We start from the raw sequence: 15,890 nt of genomic DNA, 5'->3' as shown, positions 1-15,890 counted from the left end.
CCGAAGGGAGAGGTGTTGCGAGCGTCAATTGCTGCTCGTTGCAACAATGCTCTTGACCTGGCTCAGCGTGTAGCTGGCGCCGTCGATGGTGAGCAGCGGCGGCGACTGGGTCAGGTCGACCGACGACACCACGCCCTGCACCTGTGCGGCGATGCCGACATTGTTGTTCGCGACGTCCTTGCCCGTGGCCGAGATCGTGTACTTGCCGTCGGGCCATTGCGTGCCGTCATTGCCCATGCCGTTCCAGGTGAACGGGATGTCGGTGCCGGCGGCGGCGGTGTATTTGCCGGTGAACACGGTCTGGCCGCTGGAATTGGCGATGGAGATCTCGACGGTGGAGTCGGTCGGCACGTTGAGATGCCAGGTCGCCGACGAGTTGGTCATGGCCGCCGTCGAGCCATCGACCAGGGCGGTCTTACCGACGAAGCCCAGCGCCTGGGTCGCCTGCGTGGTCTGCTGCAGGGTGACGAGCTGCGACAGCGAATCGTTGGTCTTGAGCTGCTGCTCGACCCCGGCGAACTGCACCAGTTGCTGGGTGAACTGGTTGGTGTCGAGCGGATCCAGCGGGTTCTGGTTCTGCAGCTGCGTCGTCAGCAGCGTCAGGAAGGTCTGGAAGTTGCCGGCGAGCGTCGACCCCGTGGTCGAGCTCATCGACGAGTTGGACGAGGATTTCGGGATGTCGGTCGTCCCGGAGACGGGCGTCGGGGCGGTGGCGGCATTCGTGGTGGTCATTGTCGAATACTCCTCACACTCTGATGTCGACGCCGCTGCTCGATCCGAGCATGCGGCCATAGCCGCGCCCGACGGGCGGGGCGGGAACGCTGTCGTCCTCGCTGATGATCAGCCGACGGGCATTGCCGCCATTGTCGTTGTTTTGGCCGGACTGCTGGCCCGATGAATTCTGATCGCGCAGGCTGAAGGACAGCCCGTTGCTGCCGGTCTTGAAGCCGGCATCGTCGAGCGCGCGCTGCAGTTGCGGCGCGTCCTGACGCAGCATCTGCAGCGTCTCCGGCTTCTCCACGGTGAGGTGCGAGGTGACCTGGCCGTTGCGATCGACATTGATCCGCACGTCGATGCGGCCGAGCTCGGCCGGGTCGAGGCTGATATCGAACCGCGACTTGCCGGCGCGAATGGCGGCTGCGATCTCGATCGGGATGCCGCTGATCGGCACGGCGGTGTGGGTCGCCGCGGTCGCGGTGAGCGTCGCGGTCGATGCCGTGGCAGCCGAGGTGGTGTTGGTCAGTGGCGCCTGCACGGCGGAAGCGGCTTGCGCGCTGGTGTCCGTCGAGGCGACGGCGGCTTGCGTACCCGCATGCGCGGGCGCGGCCGGCGGGCCTTGTGTCGGATCGGCGGCGCGATCGGCGGGACCTGCCTTCGCGTCGGTCGCTCCGCCATCTGCCTGTGGCTTGAGGCCTTGGGCATGCGCGGAGCTGGCGGTGGCTGTTGCCGGAGCCTGCGCCGTCGCGGCGTTCGCCTTGCCGGCGTCCTGGCCGATATTCGAGACGTCGGTCTGGGCCTGCGCCGTGACAGCGTCCTTGAATGAGGTTTTTGGCGTGCCTTGGCTGGCGACGGCGATCAGCCCGCCATTGGCTTTCGCATCGGTCGTGGCGGCCTCGCTCGTGCCGGTTGCGGTCTCGCCGAGCGTCGTCGTGGTGTCGGCATCGACCTCGGCGCCTGCAGCCTTGGCGCTCTTGTCGCCGGCGGTGGCGGTATCGGTCTTGGTGCCGGCGATCTGCGCCGCAGTGGAGGCACTGGCGGCAAGACCTGCCGCGGCGATCGTCAGCGGTGAGGCGGCGGCATCGCTGGCCTGGCTCGCTGCCGCATTCGGATCGACCGGGACGACCGGCGCGGCAACGACGACGGTGGGATCGGGCAGGGCGGTCTGCGCCGCATCGGCCGGCACGGCGGCAGCCGCATCGACCGCGGCGGTGGGGCCGTCGGTGCCGTCGGTCTTGTCGGCCTTGGTCTCGTCGGATTTGTGCGCCGGTTTGGCATCCGATGTCTCGGACTTGTCCTTGATCTTGCCGGCGTCCTTGCCCGCGTCCTTGGCCGGATCGCTGGTCGCGTCACTCTTGTCATTCTTCGCCGGCGCAGGCGTATCGGTATCGTCGCTCGCCTTGCTCTGCGCAGGCTGGTCCGTGGACGAGGTGTCGCGCGGACTCCGGTCGGATGCCCTCGAGGATGACGCGGAATCGCTCCGGCGCGGCGCGCTGTCCTGCTCCTGCGCATTGTTGCTGATCGCCTGGGTGTTGCTGTCGACCAGCGAGCCGAAGGAGTCTGTCGCGGAGGCGTCCTTCGGGGCCTGCGAGCGGGCAGGCTTTTGCTGCGCGCTTTGGACTTGCATGCTTGCCACGACATCTGACGTACGACCAACCACAGGCAACCCCTTGGAAGCAACTTCGGACAAGTGCTAGCAAGGAGCGGGCCAGCGTCCCTTCATGTCAATTTATCTAGCAAAATCAATATTTTGACGATTTGAAGCGGCCGCCGGGCAGCGCGCTGCGGCCCCGCCATTTCTGCCGCCCCGGCAAGAATTGCCCAAAGCCGGCTGCCCGCGTGATTGCTTCACCGGAATGCCGCCTATATTAAAGAGGTTACTCTCAACCGCTTTCGACTTGGGCAGTCGTGCTCTTCGGGAACTAAAGTTCCGGGGGATTGCCGATGTCCCGCGAGAAGGCACAGTAATCGCGGATCGCGCTACGCCGCCGTCACAACGCTTTAGGGCCGATGCTCAATAGTCTGGATCTCGAAGGCCGTCCCGAGGACACCAGAGTCGTCGTCGCCATGTCGGGCGGTGTCGATTCCTCGACGACGGCTGCGCTGCTCAAGGCTGAGGGCTACGACGTCGTCGGCATCACGCTGCAGCTCTACGATCATGGCGCGGCGACCCACCGCAAGGGCGCCTGCTGCGCCGGCCAGGACATCCACGACGCCCGCGACGTCGCCGCCAAGCTCGGCATTCCCCATTACGTGCTCGATTACGAGGACCGCTTCCGCGAGTCCGTCATCGACAATTTCGCCGACTCCTATGCTCTTGGTGAAACGCCGGTGCCGTGCATCGAGTGTAACCGCAGCGTCAAATTCCGCGACCTCCTGAAGACCGCGCGTGAGCTGGGCGCGCAGGCGCTCGCCACTGGCCATTACGTCGCCTCGCGCCGGCAGGGCGACGGCTCGCGCGCGCTGGTCTGCGCGGCCGACGCCGACCGCGACCAGAGCTATTTCCTGTTCGCGACCACGCAGGAACAGCTCGACTTCCTGCGCTTCCCGCTCGGCGACATGACCAAGCCCGAGACGCGCGAGCTCGCGCGACGCTTTGGGCTCGCGGTCGCCGACAAGCACGACAGCCAGGACATCTGCTTCGTGCCCACGGGCCGCTACACCGACATCATTACCCGCCTGCGCCCGAATGCGATGGACCCCGGCGACATCGTCGATCTCGACGGACGCGTGCTCGGTCAGCATCACGGCATCGCCAATTTCACCGTCGGCCAGCGCCGCGGCCTCGGCATCGCCTCCGGCTCGCCGCTGTTCGTGGTGCGGCTGGATGCAGCGCACCGTCGCGTCGTGGTCGGCCCGCGCGATGCGCTGAAGATGCATCGCATCAGCTTGCGCGACGTCAACTGGATCGGCGGCGGCGACATCGACCGCGCCATCGGCGGCGGCCTCGAGATGTTCGTGCGCGTGCGCTCGACCCGCAGCCCCCAGCCCGCGTGGCTGCGCGGCGGCAATGGCCATTACGAGGTCGAACTCGTCGCCGGCGAGGAAGGCGTCTCGCCGGGACAAGCTTGCGTGTTCTACGACGCACCTGGCGGCCAGGCCCGCGTGCTCGGCGGCGGCTTCATCCAGAGCGCCGCGGCGAAGGTCGCAGGCCACACGGCGCGACCGCTGGTGGAAGCGGTCCGCGGCTGACGGATGATGGCATTGGAATGCACTCTCGCGACACCGGAAGTGCGCCCCCTCTCCCGCTTGCGGGAGAGGGTTGGGGAGAGGGCTCTCTCCACATGCGATATCTCGCGAGCGGATAAAGCCCTCACCCGCCACGCTCTTGCGAGCGTGTCGACCTCTCCCGCAAGCGGGAGAGGCACAGACCGCGCAAGGGGCTGGATTTGATTTCACCAGCGGCTTTTACACTCCAGAGTTTTTATTAGGGCAGGGGCATGGCAGCAGACATCTCGCGGGCCGGGGTCGAGAAGGCCTATGGCCGCTGGGCGCCGGTCTATGATCTCGTGTTCGGCAAGGTGTTCGACGCCGGCCGGCAGTCGACGATTGCGGAAGCCGACCGCATCGGCGGCCGCATCCTCGATGTCGGCGTCGGCACCGGGCTTTCGCTGTCGGACTACGCGCGCACCACGAGAATCTGCGGCGTCGACATCTCCGAGCCGATGCTGCGCAAGGCGCAGGCGCGCGTGCGCGCGCTTCGCTTGAGCAACGTCGAGGTGCTCTCGGTGATGGATGCGAAGAACCTCGCCTTCCCCGACAACTCCTTCGACGCGGTGGTCGCGCAATATGTCATCACCGCCGTGCCCGATCCCGAAGGCACGCTCGACGAGTTCGTGCGCGTGCTCAAGCCGGGCGGCGAGCTGATCCTCGTCAACCACATCGGTGCCGAGAGCGGCCCTCGAAAATTGTTCGAGCTCGCTTTTGCGCCCATCGCCCGCCGCCTCGGCTGGCGGCCGGAATTCCCGTGGGCCCGCCTCGAGGGCTGGGCCGCCAAGCATGGCGGCATCACCCTCACCGAGCGCCGCCCCATGCCGCCGATGGGCCACTTCTCGCTGATCCGCTACCGCAAATCGTAATGTTCTGGGAGCGGAACAGCGCGCCCGTCGCGCGCGTTTTTCTCTCATGCGCACGACATCAAACATCATTCTCGCGGGCCTCCTGATCGCCGCTTCAGGCGCTGCGATCGCGCAGGCCCCGCCCGCCCCGGCGACGCCGCCGCAACAGACCGCGCCGCCATCCCCGCAACATGCGACGGGTTGCACCCCGCAGGACCGTCCGAATCGCCAGTCCGACGGCACCACCACCGGCCAGTCCCGGGAACCGCTCGGAGACAAGCTGGCCAAATCGGAGGGCGTGCTCTGCCCGCCCTCCGGCATCGACCCCGAGATACACGCCCCAGCCCCCGACACCGGCGCCAATACCCCGGTGATCCCGCCCCCCGGCAGCCCCGGTGGCGACCCGAATGTGAGGCCGAAATAGGCGCTTCCTCCTTCGCTTCTCCCCGCGCGCGGGGAGAGGCCGGAATCCGCGCAAAGCGCGGATTCCGGGTGAGGGGAAGTCTCCGCGAGGCTGGTGCCCAAAATCCTACGGATCCGGCCAGAAATGGTCGTTTTCCCGCCGACTTGTCCCGCCGAAGCCTTGGCGAAGGCGGCAGCTTTTAGCGAAGGCGGATTGACTTCCCGCCGCCCCCTTCTTTATATGCCGCGCGTTCGCGAGATCGGCCCTGGTTGCCGCCGCGATCCCTGTGGCGGGGTAGCTCAGCTGGTTAGAGCACGGGAATCATAATCCTGGGGTCGGGGGTTCGAGTCCCTCCCCCGCTACCATCTTTCCCCACACTCCCTTTACCCCGTTAGGGTAGGCAGCTTCGCCGAGCAGGGCATTTAATCGGCCTGCAATCTCAATCGCTACTCCACCCGGTCTGTCTGGATCCCGGAACACAGTGACTGTATCGACAAGGTCCCTGATGGCTTGTGCGGCCTCTGCGTCGCCAGCTGAAACACTTTTCCCCAGCGCTTCTTCAAGCCGACCGAGTTGCTCCTCGTATCGTTTCAGGATGCCCGGATGTAACGCGACTTCCTTTAGTGTGTGCGGTTCGCTCTGCAACTCCTCAGAAATCCGCTTTCGCTCGGCATCTAGAGCCGTCGATCTTGGCCCGAGAATCGATGGATCGCCGTGTCCTTTTGCAATTGCATCCACTAGTCGTTCGATTTCTCGGTTCAATTGCCCTAGCTGCTGCTCAAGGCGCTGCCGCTTTGCCTGTGATGTAGCTGCGAGGCGCTTCCGCTCCTCCAGATACGTTCGTACGTATTCCGAAATAACCTTCGGGGCGCGCAGTTCGGCCTTCAGCCCGCTGAGGACTGCACTTTCGACCGTGTCTAAATAGAAAGTCTTGGCATCAGTACATGTGCCGCTCTCTATCGCCGCGGAGCAGCGAATACGGACGCGCCCTGATTTGTCCCGCCCATTGGTTGCCATACCCGAACCGCATGAGCCGCAACGGAGCAGGCCAGATAGCATCCGACGAGGTCGACGTTGGTGGCTGGGATGATTGTGACTGCGCTCTTCCTTGCGTTGCTGAGCAGCTGTGAACAGCTCTGCATTGACAATTGCAAGATGCGGTACTTCAGCAACTTGCCAGTCACTCTTCGGATTCGGTCGGGACAGGCGCTTTCCCGAGTCAGGGTCTTTCACCATCCTGACTTTGTTCCAGACAAGGCGCCCTATATAAAGCTCGTTCTGCAGAATGCCGGCACCCCTCTCATGATTGCCATTAATTGTTGAGGCATTCCATGCTCGCCCCCGCGGAGGTGTTATCCTCTCCTTGTTGAGATCGTGCGCGATTTCCCGAGGCGTACGGCCGTCCACGTATTCCTGAAAGATGCGCCGGATCACTTGTGCCTCGGTCTCGACAACTACTCGTTCGCCACTTCTTCCAGTGACCGCGGCGTATCCGTATGTCAGGCCACCCCCAGCCAAACCTTGCTTGACCCGCCCCGCTTGGCCACGACGCACTTTGTGCGCGTTGTCCTCACGATAGAGTTGTCCGACCAAGCCGCGAAGGCCGACCAGCACGGTGTTAACGACGCCCTCGTGGACCGCCCGGATCTCGATCCCGAGAAAGGATAGCCGCTTATGAATGCCTGCGAGATCTTCCATGTCGCGAGAGAGGCGATCGAGCGCTTCGACGATCACTACGTCAAAGGATCTCTCCCGCGCTTGGTCCAACATCCGCAGAAGGCCTTCGCGTCCCATGACAGAGCCGCCTGAACGAGCCCGATCTTCATGGGTACTGATAACGGTTAAGCCTTCGCGCTCGGCATAGCTTTGACAAAGTGAAAGCTGATCCTCAATCGATCGCTCGTTCTGAAGATCGGTTGAGAATCGAGCATAGATCGTCGCTCTTTTCCTTATCGCTTCGATTGGCGAGCTGTCTTTCATGATCTTCCCTCGCGGCCAGACGAGCAAGTACGCGCGCGAGGCGTAAGATCGCCTTGTCTGGATTCGTCTGCAAGGACAATTTGCGATGGGCGTCCCGCACGATCGAATCTAGGTCATCGCGCAACTCAACGAGGTGCACGCACCTGCGCTGGCGCCAATCGACAAGAGGTGGAGGGAAGTGATCATCCCGTGTATCATGCTCGGATGGTGCCTAAGCGCAACGGCCGCTATGAGCTCGTCGTGCAATCGGAGGCCCCGGCGAAGAAAAAGAGCGGAGCCAACGGCTTCGCTCCCGCCGAAGTGATGCTGCTTGGAAGCGGCACACCCTTTGCAGCTGGCGAATACCTGAATCGAAACTTCCGGGCCCCGTCACGAACAGGACTCTATCCCAGCTCGTTCGCCGCCAGTTCGGCCTGAATGGAACCGGTAGCTAGACCGTATTATCAGGAGGTGGTGGAGGGCTCAAATGTCCTTGGACACGTGGTCCATCCAGGCGAGCGGGACATGGTCTCGGCGGTTCTGGCAACGACCAGACAGACCAAGGCCTGCGCTCTTAGCCTGTCTGGTCGCTATGGCTCCGCCTATGTGCCTGGACATTGCGTAAAGCGGGCGGGACCGGAGGAGATCAGCCAGCTGAGCCGCGCAGATCGTGCTCGCTTCGTTGCAAATTCAGTCTTTGGACATGGAATCCGTCCGAGCCGCAATTCCGTGGGTTTCGGTCGCTTCTTCCTGCAGGCGCTGGGCGTCTCTTGCGTCGCCGAGTCCGTGGCACCCGCGCTTTCGCCTTACCTGGCAGTTCCGCCAGTGGCTGATCGAGCCAAGCGCGGATCCGGAACGATACCATGCACTGCAGTTCCAGCTTCCAAAAGGCATCTTGCTCTATGGACCGCGAGGATTCGGCAAGACCCACGCGGTGGACACGCTCGTGGCCGTCCTCGGGAGACCAACCTTCAGGTTTGACCTAGTCACGCGATCGAAAGGTGGAGGACCTGACGGAGATCCACCGGATGCTTATACCGGACAGTACAATCGTCTTGCCCTCGTAGCTGCTGAACGGATCCTGGCCAGATATGAGGCGTCCGGGTAATTCATGTTTCGTAAACAACGAGTCGATGTCGTTACCGAGCTGATCGGCCTTGCGGTTGCGCGCGAGAGTCCGTCTGCGATTCGATCGATGTGGTCTTGTTCTTGGCTGTGAATAGGACGATGTGGCGAATCATGGCTGGCTAGGACTCGTGTGAGATGAAGGCTGATCGCAGGACTATCTTGATATCGTGCCAGCGATGGACGCCGCATGGTGCTCTGCGATTGCATTTTTGTCCCTCATAATGACGCTGGAAGGGCGAGGCGCTCAATGGTTTGAATGTGACGCGCAAGCAGATCGCAGGCTTGATCGATATTGCGCGCTCGTAATGCTTGCAGAATCAAGCGGTGATCCTGATTGGAGCGCGGACGCCATCCGGCACTGCGCGCCATCGCGAACACCAGTCGCGAGTTTGCGAGTTGCAGTCCATCGAGGCAGGCGAGCAATCGAGGCATTGCGCAGGGCGCCACAAGGGCGTGGTGAAATGTGCGATTCGCGATCTCGAATTCCTGAATTGTCTCCGCGTTGTCTGCTTCGATCAGGGCCAGCTCAATCCGCGCCAGATGAGCCGACGTGAGTTTCGGCGCGGCATTCCGCAGCGCGACCACCTCCAGCGCGGCACGCATCTCGGCGATCTCCTTCACCGACTTTGCGTCGAGCGATGCGACGCGCACGCCGCGGCGGGGGGCGGCAACAACGAGATGTTGTGCCTCCAGTTGCCGAAAGGCCTCCCGCACCGGGACATGGCTCGAGTTGAATTCGCGCGCGATATGGTCCTGCCGCAGCGGTGCGTCTGGTTGTAGCGCGCCGCTGATAATGCGGTGCCCGATCGAATGCGCAATGCGTTGCGCAGTTGTCGTGTTGTCGCTCAAACTCATCATAGATTATCTATCAGAAAACATCGTGCGTGGCAGCCACACGTCAGTTAGCATACCTCAAGATGTAAGATCATAGATAATCATAAGGATTATCTATAGTTTGCAGAGGAGGCCGCGTGGCTCGGATGATCCCAAGCGCGAAAACAGAATCGGACGACGGCTACATCGAACCCCTCCGCCACGACTGGACCCTTGGGGAGGCGGAGGCGCTCTACAACGCGCCATTCTCCGACCTGATGTTTCGCGCCCAGGCAGTTCACCGCCGCCGCTTTGATCCCAATCATCTGGAGACCGCGAGCCTTCTCAGCATCAAGACTGGCGGCTGCCCAGAGGATTGCGGTTATTGCTCGCAGAGCGCGCACTATGACACGGGGCTGAAAGCGACGCGGCTGATGGACAAGGCGGATGTGATCGCGGCGGCCGAGCGCGCGAAAGCGGCTGGCGCGACGCGGTTCTGCATGGCGGCGGCGTGGCGCAGTCCGAAGGACCGCGACCTAGACCAGGTCTGCGAAATGATCAGCGCGGTGAAGGGTCTCGGAATGGAAACCTGCGTGACGCTCGGAATGCTGACCGCTCCTCAGGCGCAGCGTTTGTGTGAGGCCGGCCTCGACTTCTACAACCACAACGTCGATACCTCGCCCGAATTCTATGGCCAGATCATCACCACGCGGATCTTGCAGGATCGTATCGACACGCTCACACAGGTGCGCGCGGCAGGCATCAAGCTCTGCTGTGGCGGCATCATCGGCATGGGGGAGCGCGTCGTGGACCGGCTAGGCATGCTGGTGCTGCTCGCCAATCTGCCGAGCCATCCAGAGAGCGTGCCGATCAATCTCTGGAACGAGGTCAAGGGCGTGCCGGTTATGGAAACCGCGGAACGGCCCGATCCAATCTCCCTCGCGCGTCTCGTCGCGGTCGCACGCATCCTGATGCCACAAAGCGTGGTGCGGCTGTCCGCCGGACGGCAATACATGACCGACGAATTGCAGACGCTGTGCCTTCTCGCCGGCGCTAACTCGATCTTTATCGGCGACGCGCTCCTGACCACGCGCAACCCGCAGCGCGAGCGCGACGTGGAGTTGCTTGGGCGGCTCGGCATCAAATCCAGCCTCGACCAAGCGCAGCCGGTCAACACGCAATCTGCGCCGGCTAACGATAGGGTTCACAGCGATTGACGCCCAAACCGCGTCCGCTGACCTCGAGAGACGTTTTGAAGAATGTCAGGAAGAAGCGGGGCTTCGTGATTAGCGGCTGCCTGAGTGATTTGCGCAACCAACCCTTCTACACGCGGGATTGATTAATGACTCCAACACGCGCGGACAAGGTGGCCACGTATCACGCCGCCTTGCGGGCCCTGAACGAGCAGGACCGGCTGCGGCGCCTAGCGCCGCGTTCCGGTATTGATTTTGGATCGAACGACTATCTCGCGCTGGCGAGTGCGCCGCGCATGAAGAAGGCTGTGGCGGCGGCGCTGGAAGCCGGCACTCCAATCGGGGCCGGCGGGTCACGACTCCTGCGCGGAAACTGCGACGAGCACGAACGTCTCGAAGCGAAGGCCGCGCACCTTTTCGGAGCCGAGACGGCGCTGTTTTTCAGCGGTGGATATGTGGCGAATTTTGCGATCTTGACCACGCTGCCTCAACGGGGCGATCTGCTGGTACTCGATTCGCTCGTGCACGCGAGCATTCACGAAGGCGCACGGTCCGGACGAGCCGAGTTTCGCGAAAGCGCTCACAACGATCCCACGTCGGTCGAAAACACAATCCGCGACTGGCGCGCGAAAGGCGGGACGGGCCGCGTCTGGATCGTGGCTGAAAGTCTATACAGCATGGACGGCGATTTCGCGCCGCTCAAGGAGTTTGTCGCAATCGCCGACAGGCATGATGCGTTTCTTTTGGTAGATGAAGCTCATGCCACTGGCGTGTACGGTGAGCATGGAAGGGGTCTGACCGCCCCCTATGAAGGGCGCGAGAACCTGGTGGTCGTTCATACGTGTGGCAAGGCGTTGGGCGCCGCCGGTGCCCTCGTCACTGCGAGCCGAGTGCTGCGCGACTTCATGGTCAACCGTTGCCGTCCATTCATTTTTGCAACCGCCCCGTCGCCTTTGCTGGCTGTTGCCGTGCAGGAGGCGCTATCAATCTTGAAGGAGGAACCGGAACGACAACAACGCCTGGCCAGCTTGGTCGCCTTCACACATCGGGAGATCCGCTTGCGCGGGGGCCGGAGTCCCTCCGTTTCCCAGATTGTGCCTTACATTGTCGGCGACAACGCGTGCGCCATGAAACTGGCATCGATGCTGCAGGCTCGCGGATTCGACGTTCGCGGAATCCGACCACCGACTGTGCCGGCGGGCACAGCTCGGCTGCGAATCTCCCTGACACTGAATGTCGGAGAGAATGATGTGCGTGCGTTGCTCGATGCCTTGATGGAAGAAACCGGAAGCGAGGCAAGATGGCTCGGCGATTCGTAGTCACCGGCACCGACACTGAGGTCGGCAAGACGATCTTTTCCGCAGGAGTCGTCGATTTTCTTGATGCTTATTATTGGAAACCTGTCCAGGCTGGTCTTCGAGGGGAGACCGATTCCCTGGTCGTTAAACGACTGGCTGAACTTCCCGACGAGCGGATTGTGCCAGAGCGGTATCGTCTTGAAACGCCAGCGTCACCACATCTCGCAGCAGAACTCGATCGCCTTCACATCGACGCTACCTCACTCAATGTACCGGACACCGGGGATAGCCCGCTCGTGATCGAGGGGGCAGGCGGGCTAATGGTACCGCTCAATCGCAACGAACTCTATATCGACGTCTTTGCACGATGGCGGCTGCCAGTCATTCTCTGCGCGCGCACTGCCCTCGGTACCATCAATCATTCGCTGCTTTCGCTCGAGGCCTTGCACAATCGCAACATTGAAATTCGCGGTATCGCGTTCATCGGCGAAGAGAACGTCGACACCGAGAGCACCATTTGCAGGATCGGACAAGTGCGGAAGCTGGGTCGGCTCCCGTGCCTTGATCCACTCACGGCCAACGCGCTTCGCGCGGCCTTCAAAGTCTCGTTCCGTGGTGGCGATTTCGATTGATAATGTGCAAAGCAAAGTCGCGGATCTGGCATCCGTTTACCCAACATGCGCTGCAAGGCGAGATGACAAAGATTTTACGCGGGGAGGGTGCATATCTTTACACCGCGGATGACCGTCGCATCATCGATGCGATCGCGTCCTGGTGGGTTGTGACCCATGGCCATTGCCATCCATACATCGTGAGTGCCATTCAGAAGCAGGTCGAAAAGCTCAACCAGATCATCTTCGCGGGCCACACTCATGAACCCGCCGAAGAGGTTGCCTCCCTGCTTTTGAAACTTGCGCCCCGCGGCCTCGACTACGTCTTCTTCTCCGACAGCGGCTCGACGAGTGTGGAGGTCGCGCTGAAGTTCGCGCTCGGCTATTGGCGCAACATCGGCGAGTCGCGCTCACGCATCGTCGTGATGCAGCATTCCTATCATGGCGACACGGTGGGGACGATGTCAGTCGGCGCGCGTGGTGTGTTCAATGCGGCCTACGAACCTCTGCTGTTCGAGGTTACCTCAGTGCCGTTCCCGGCGCTGGGTCATGAACAGCCGACGCTCGACGCGCTCGAGGCCGCGTGTCGCAACGAAAATCCGGCTGCCTTCATCGTCGAACCCCTGATCCTGGGAGCTGGCGGGATGCTTATGTATCCTGCTTGGGTCCTAAATGAAATGAAACGGATCTGTGAGGCCTCAGGCGTCCTGTTTATTGCCGACGAGGTCATGACAGGCTGGGGGCGCACTGGAACATTATTCGCTTGCGAGCAGGCTGGTGTTACGCCCGACATTGCCTGCTATTCCAAGGGCCTCACGGGTGGCGCTCTTCCGCTTGCGGTGACGCTCTGCCGCGCGGACATTTTCGACGCACATTATTCGAACGACCGAACCCGCACCTTCTTCCACTCCAGTTCTTACACGGCAAATCCGGTGGCGTGTGCCGCTGCCAAGGCGAACCTGGATCTCTGGTGCAACTATGAGACTTACGAGCGTGTGGCCTCCGTCGCTGCAATGCAGAAACAGAAAATCGAGCCATTTCGCGCGGACGTGCGCTTCGGGAATGTCCGTCAGACTGGTACTATCACAGCACTCGAGCTGAAGGTGCGCGACGAAGGCTACCTCGCCAATATCGGGCCGAGGCTGCAGGCGTTCTTTAGCGCTCGAGATCTGCTGCTGCGCCCGCTTGGCAATACGATCTATGTCATGCCGCCGTATTGTGTCACGTCGGCGGACCTCGAGGAAATCTACGCTACAATTAACGATGCAGCCGATGAGCTGGTCTAGAAGCAGGCCGGATCGGTCGCCACAGCCTGTCGGCGAATCTGCCGAAGCCAATGGCAACGCCCGCATGACCAAACACACCGGGCCGAGAAAGTCTTCGTCTGGTGATCGCGCAACCAAAAGGAACTTCCATCCGTTTGCGGGCCACTTTCGAGGAATCGATTTCTTTTTTTCTTCCCCGGTTGACAATTTTCTTCCGCGCTCCTTAGGAAGTACAAGGTGCGCAAAGGCTCAACGGTATTTCAAATGAGAAAAGTACGCTGTGCTAAGCAGTCGGGGAGTTGGGTGGCATCAAAGCCTTGCCAATTCGCACCACAGAATCGAACTGGGGTCATCGATACGATGGGGTCCAAATGAGCCACGTTTCGCAGCAACCGGTCGAGCGCATCACGATTCCCATGCTACAGCAGTGGAAGGAGGAGAACCGGCGCCTCGTCATGACCACTGCCTACGACGCGGTTGCGGCGCGTATCGCGGATCCTTCCGTCGATATCATTCTGGTCGGTGACAGTGTCGGTAACGTTTGCCTTGGATTTGAAAACACGCTGCCCGTGAGCGTGGCGATGATGAACCATCATCTGGAAGCCGTTGCACGCAGCAAGCCTCGTGCTTTGCTCGTCGCCGATATGCCGTTTCTTAGCTTCCACCTCAGCGTCGAGGAAACCATACGCAATGCCGGCGGATTCCTGCAGCGAGGCGCAGCCGCGGTGAAACTCGAGGGCGGCGGCAAGCGTATCGAGATGGTACGTGCCCTTGTCGATTGCGAGATTCCCGTGATGGGTCATCTGGGTATTATGCCCCAGAGCGTCAACGTCATGGGCGGGTTCAAGGTGCAGGGCCGGAAAGCGGATGAAGCGCTGCGGTTGCTTGATGATGCTCACTGTCTGCAGGAGGCCGGCTGTTTCGCTTTGGTGTTGGAAGGCATTCCGGCCGAGCTTGCTGCTCGAGCAACCGATTCCTTGACAATACCGACGATCGGAATCGGCGCCGGCCCGGTCTGTTCAGGGCAGGTGCTTGTGTTTCATGACGTGCTGGGCCTTACCGAAGGTCATCGCCCCAAATTCGTTCGCGCCTATGCGGAAGGCTTCCAGCAGTTGCATGATGCGCTTTCGCGCTGGGCCGCGGATGTCCGCAGTGGTGCATTCCCGGGACCGCAAGAGTCCTATCGACTTCCTGAAGGCGTCGGCAAGGCAATTACCAACTGGGCGCCGTCCAACCCAACCTGATGTAGAGCTCGACATGCAAACAATCACGAGGGTCGCCGAGCTTCGCCGCACTCTCGCAAAATCCCGCAGTGCCGATCAACGGGTCGGATTCGTGCCGACAATGGGCTATCTCCACGATGGCCACCTGGCGCTGATCGCGGCGAGCCAGGCGCAATGCGACGTCACCGTCGTCAGCATCTTCGTCAACCCCACTCAGTTCGGACCAAACGAGGATCTCAGTACCTACCCACGCGACTTCTTGCGCGATGAGGGACTGTGCCGCGATGCCGGTGTTGCGATCCTCTTTGCGCCGGATGCACAGGAAGTCTATCCGAGCCATTTCGAGACCTTCATTGAACCGGGCGACCTCGCGAAACCTTTGTGCGGAGCCTTCAGGCCTGGACATTTTCGCGGTGTCGCGACTGTCGTATGCAAGTTGTTCAACATGGTGCAGCCCGATGTCGTGTTTTTTGGCCAGAAGGATTTTCAGCAATGCGCCATCGTGCGTCGCATGGCGGTTGATCTAAATCTCCCGATCGAGATCGTCACCGTACCAACCGTTCGCGAACAGGATGGGCTCGCGATGAGCAGTCGCAACCGGTATCTCAGCAAGGAAGAACGTCAGCGGGCCCTTGCGATCAATCGTGGACTATCCGCCGCGCTCGATGAATTTCGCTCAGGAGAGCGCAACGTAGAAAAGCTGATCGCGATCGCCAAGGGGCATTTAGAGGCAGTTGACCGACTGCAGTATCTTGAACTTGTCGACGGTGACACGCTCAACAGTGCCGATAGTCCACTGCGACGCCCCGCGGCGCTTTGTGCGGCAGCCTACGTCGGCTCAACCCGGCTGATCGACAACGTAATACTGGCGTTGCCAACTCCGTAGCGCAATGCGTCGCCAAACCGTACGCAGCATATTGAGCTTGAAGAAGTGCTCAAGGCAACTTTTCCGACAGACGTGTCGAACTGGTAGCAAAGGGCGAACTCCGACCCGACGTTATTCAGCTAGTTAGCGATAGGGGGTGCTTGCGGAATATTGCGGGACGGAGAAATTTGCGTCTGGCAACGTCACAAGTTTCGCGCGGCTGCGACCAGCGACCGTTTCGACAAACCTTCGTATAGTGTTTTGCAGCCCATGCTCTATTGCCGACTTACCTTTGTAGAGTTGAGCGCCGGTCAGGTCGTTTGTACTTTCGATATTGAGCCTGGATCATTCGATCGA

The 15,890-nt window shown here is 61.5% G+C and carries 13 protein-coding genes and 1 tRNA gene; 10 read left to right on the top strand and 4 right to left on the bottom strand.

All coding sequences use genetic code 11. The features are described 5' to 3' along the window. Window positions 1-24: 24 nt before the first annotated feature. On the bottom strand, window positions 25-732 hold the full coding sequence (locus P6U29_RS36230; protein WP_407114932.1) for a flagellar hook assembly protein FlgD: 708 nt from the start codon (window positions 730-732) through the stop codon (window positions 25-27). Between the two features lie 13 nt (window positions 733-745). Continuing rightward, window positions 746-2,344, bottom strand: a complete 1,599-nt coding sequence (locus P6U29_RS36225) for a flagellar hook-length control protein FliK (protein ID WP_407114931.1) — start codon at window positions 2,342-2,344, stop codon at window positions 746-748. A gap of 383 nt (window positions 2,345-2,727) precedes the next feature. On the opposite strand from P6U29_RS36225, the gene mnmA reads away from it, so the two are divergent. The 4 genes from mnmA to P6U29_RS36205 all read left to right on the top strand — a co-directional run bounded on the left by mnmA (window position 2,728) and on the right by P6U29_RS36205 (window position 5,543). Continuing rightward, the gene (gene mnmA, locus P6U29_RS36220) at window positions 2,728-3,909 is read left to right on the top strand and encodes a tRNA 2-thiouridine(34) synthase MnmA (RefSeq protein ID WP_407114930.1); all 1,182 of its coding nucleotides are present in this window, start codon (window positions 2,728-2,730) and stop codon (window positions 3,907-3,909) included. Window positions 3,910-4,157: 248 nt separating this feature from the next. Then, entirely contained in the window at window positions 4,158-4,796 is a 639-nt protein-coding gene (locus tag P6U29_RS36215; protein ID WP_407114929.1) for a class I SAM-dependent methyltransferase, read from the top strand. A 46-nt stretch (window positions 4,797-4,842) separates the two neighbouring features. Then, a complete protein-coding gene (locus P6U29_RS36210) occupies window positions 4,843-5,199 on the top strand; it encodes a hypothetical protein (RefSeq protein WP_407114928.1) in 357 nt (118 codons plus the stop codon). 267 nt (window positions 5,200-5,466) lie between these two features. Then, a tRNA-Met gene (locus tag P6U29_RS36205) sits at window positions 5,467-5,543 on the top strand. Here P6U29_RS36205 and P6U29_RS36200 read toward each other — a convergent pair. Together P6U29_RS36200 and P6U29_RS36195 are read right to left on the bottom strand one after the other, a co-directional pair. Continuing rightward, window positions 5,500-7,158 carry a recombinase family protein gene (locus tag P6U29_RS36200; RefSeq protein WP_407119531.1) on the bottom strand — a complete coding sequence of 553 codons (1,659 nt, stop codon included), beginning with the start codon at window positions 7,156-7,158 and terminating at the stop codon, window positions 5,500-5,502. The genes P6U29_RS36205 and P6U29_RS36200 overlap by 44 nt on opposite strands. Window positions 7,159-8,481: 1,323 nt before the next feature. Next, window positions 8,482-9,120 carry a GntR family transcriptional regulator gene (locus P6U29_RS36195; RefSeq protein WP_407114927.1) on the bottom strand — a complete coding sequence of 213 codons (639 nt, stop codon included), beginning with the start codon at window positions 9,118-9,120 and terminating at the stop codon, window positions 8,482-8,484. Window positions 9,121-9,245: 125 nt separating this feature from the next. On the opposite strand from P6U29_RS36195, the gene bioB reads away from it, so the two are divergent. From bioB to panC, 6 genes are all read left to right on the top strand, one after another. Continuing rightward, window positions 9,246-10,295, top strand: a complete 1,050-nt coding sequence (gene bioB, locus P6U29_RS36190; protein ID WP_407119529.1) for a biotin synthase BioB — start codon at window positions 9,246-9,248, stop codon at window positions 10,293-10,295. A 125-nt stretch (window positions 10,296-10,420) separates the two neighbouring features. Beyond that, on the top strand, window positions 10,421-11,590 hold the full coding sequence (locus P6U29_RS36185) for an 8-amino-7-oxononanoate synthase (RefSeq protein WP_407114926.1): 1,170 nt from the start codon (window positions 10,421-10,423) through the stop codon (window positions 11,588-11,590). After that, window positions 11,572-12,201 (top strand): dethiobiotin synthase, encoded by a 630-nt coding sequence (gene bioD, locus P6U29_RS36180; protein WP_407114925.1) that lies wholly within the window; start codon window positions 11,572-11,574, stop codon window positions 12,199-12,201. The genes P6U29_RS36185 and bioD overlap by 19 nt, the downstream gene beginning before the upstream one ends. A 2-nt stretch (window positions 12,202-12,203) precedes the next feature. Beyond that, window positions 12,204-13,466 carry an adenosylmethionine--8-amino-7-oxononanoate transaminase gene (locus P6U29_RS36175; RefSeq protein ID WP_407114924.1) on the top strand — a complete coding sequence of 421 codons (1,263 nt, stop codon included), beginning with the start codon at window positions 12,204-12,206 and terminating at the stop codon, window positions 13,464-13,466. 350 nt (window positions 13,467-13,816) lie between these two features. After that, a complete protein-coding gene (panB, locus tag P6U29_RS36170; protein WP_407114923.1) occupies window positions 13,817-14,689 on the top strand; it encodes a 3-methyl-2-oxobutanoate hydroxymethyltransferase in 873 nt (290 codons plus the stop codon). 13 nt (window positions 14,690-14,702) lie between these two features. Continuing rightward, window positions 14,703-15,554 (top strand): pantoate--beta-alanine ligase, encoded by an 852-nt coding sequence (gene panC / locus P6U29_RS36165; RefSeq protein ID WP_407114922.1) that lies wholly within the window; start codon window positions 14,703-14,705, stop codon window positions 15,552-15,554. The last annotated feature ends 336 nt before the right edge of the window (window positions 15,555-15,890 follow it).

It is taken from the genome of Bradyrhizobium sp. LMG 9283 (genome assembly GCF_045571415.1).
Classification (GTDB): Bacteria; Pseudomonadota; Alphaproteobacteria; order Rhizobiales; family Xanthobacteraceae; genus Bradyrhizobium.
The sequence above is the reverse complement of the archived record's forward strand: the minus strand, read 5'-3'. Positions and strand labels throughout refer to the sequence as shown.

Bases quoted from the DNA above. Each gene is read 5' to 3' on its own strand.
- P6U29_RS36230 (WP_407114932.1), bottom strand. From the start codon at position 732: ATGACCACCACGAATGCCGCCACCGCCCCGACGCCCGTCTCCGGGACG.
- P6U29_RS36225 (WP_407114931.1), bottom strand. From the start codon at position 2,344: ATGCAAGTCCAAAGCGCGCAGCAAAAGCCTGCCCGCTCGCAGGCCCCG.
- mnmA (WP_407114930.1), top strand. From the start codon at position 2,728: ATGCTCAATAGTCTGGATCTCGAAGGCCGTCCCGAGGACACCAGAGTC.
- P6U29_RS36215 (WP_407114929.1), top strand. From the start codon at position 4,158: ATGGCAGCAGACATCTCGCGGGCCGGGGTCGAGAAGGCCTATGGCCGC.
- P6U29_RS36210 (WP_407114928.1), top strand. From the start codon at position 4,843: ATGCGCACGACATCAAACATCATTCTCGCGGGCCTCCTGATCGCCGCT.
- P6U29_RS36200 (WP_407119531.1), bottom strand. From the start codon at position 7,158: ATGAAAGACAGCTCGCCAATCGAAGCGATAAGGAAAAGAGCGACGATC.
- P6U29_RS36195 (WP_407114927.1), bottom strand. From the start codon at position 9,120: ATGAGTTTGAGCGACAACACGACAACTGCGCAACGCATTGCGCATTCG.
- bioB (WP_407119529.1), top strand. From the start codon at position 9,246: ATGATCCCAAGCGCGAAAACAGAATCGGACGACGGCTACATCGAACCC.
- P6U29_RS36185 (WP_407114926.1), top strand. From the start codon at position 10,421: ATGACTCCAACACGCGCGGACAAGGTGGCCACGTATCACGCCGCCTTG.
- bioD (WP_407114925.1), top strand. From the start codon at position 11,572: ATGGCTCGGCGATTCGTAGTCACCGGCACCGACACTGAGGTCGGCAAG.
- P6U29_RS36175 (WP_407114924.1), top strand. From the start codon at position 12,204: ATGTGCAAAGCAAAGTCGCGGATCTGGCATCCGTTTACCCAACATGCG.
- panB (WP_407114923.1), top strand. From the start codon at position 13,817: ATGAGCCACGTTTCGCAGCAACCGGTCGAGCGCATCACGATTCCCATG.
- panC (WP_407114922.1), top strand. From the start codon at position 14,703: ATGCAAACAATCACGAGGGTCGCCGAGCTTCGCCGCACTCTCGCAAAA.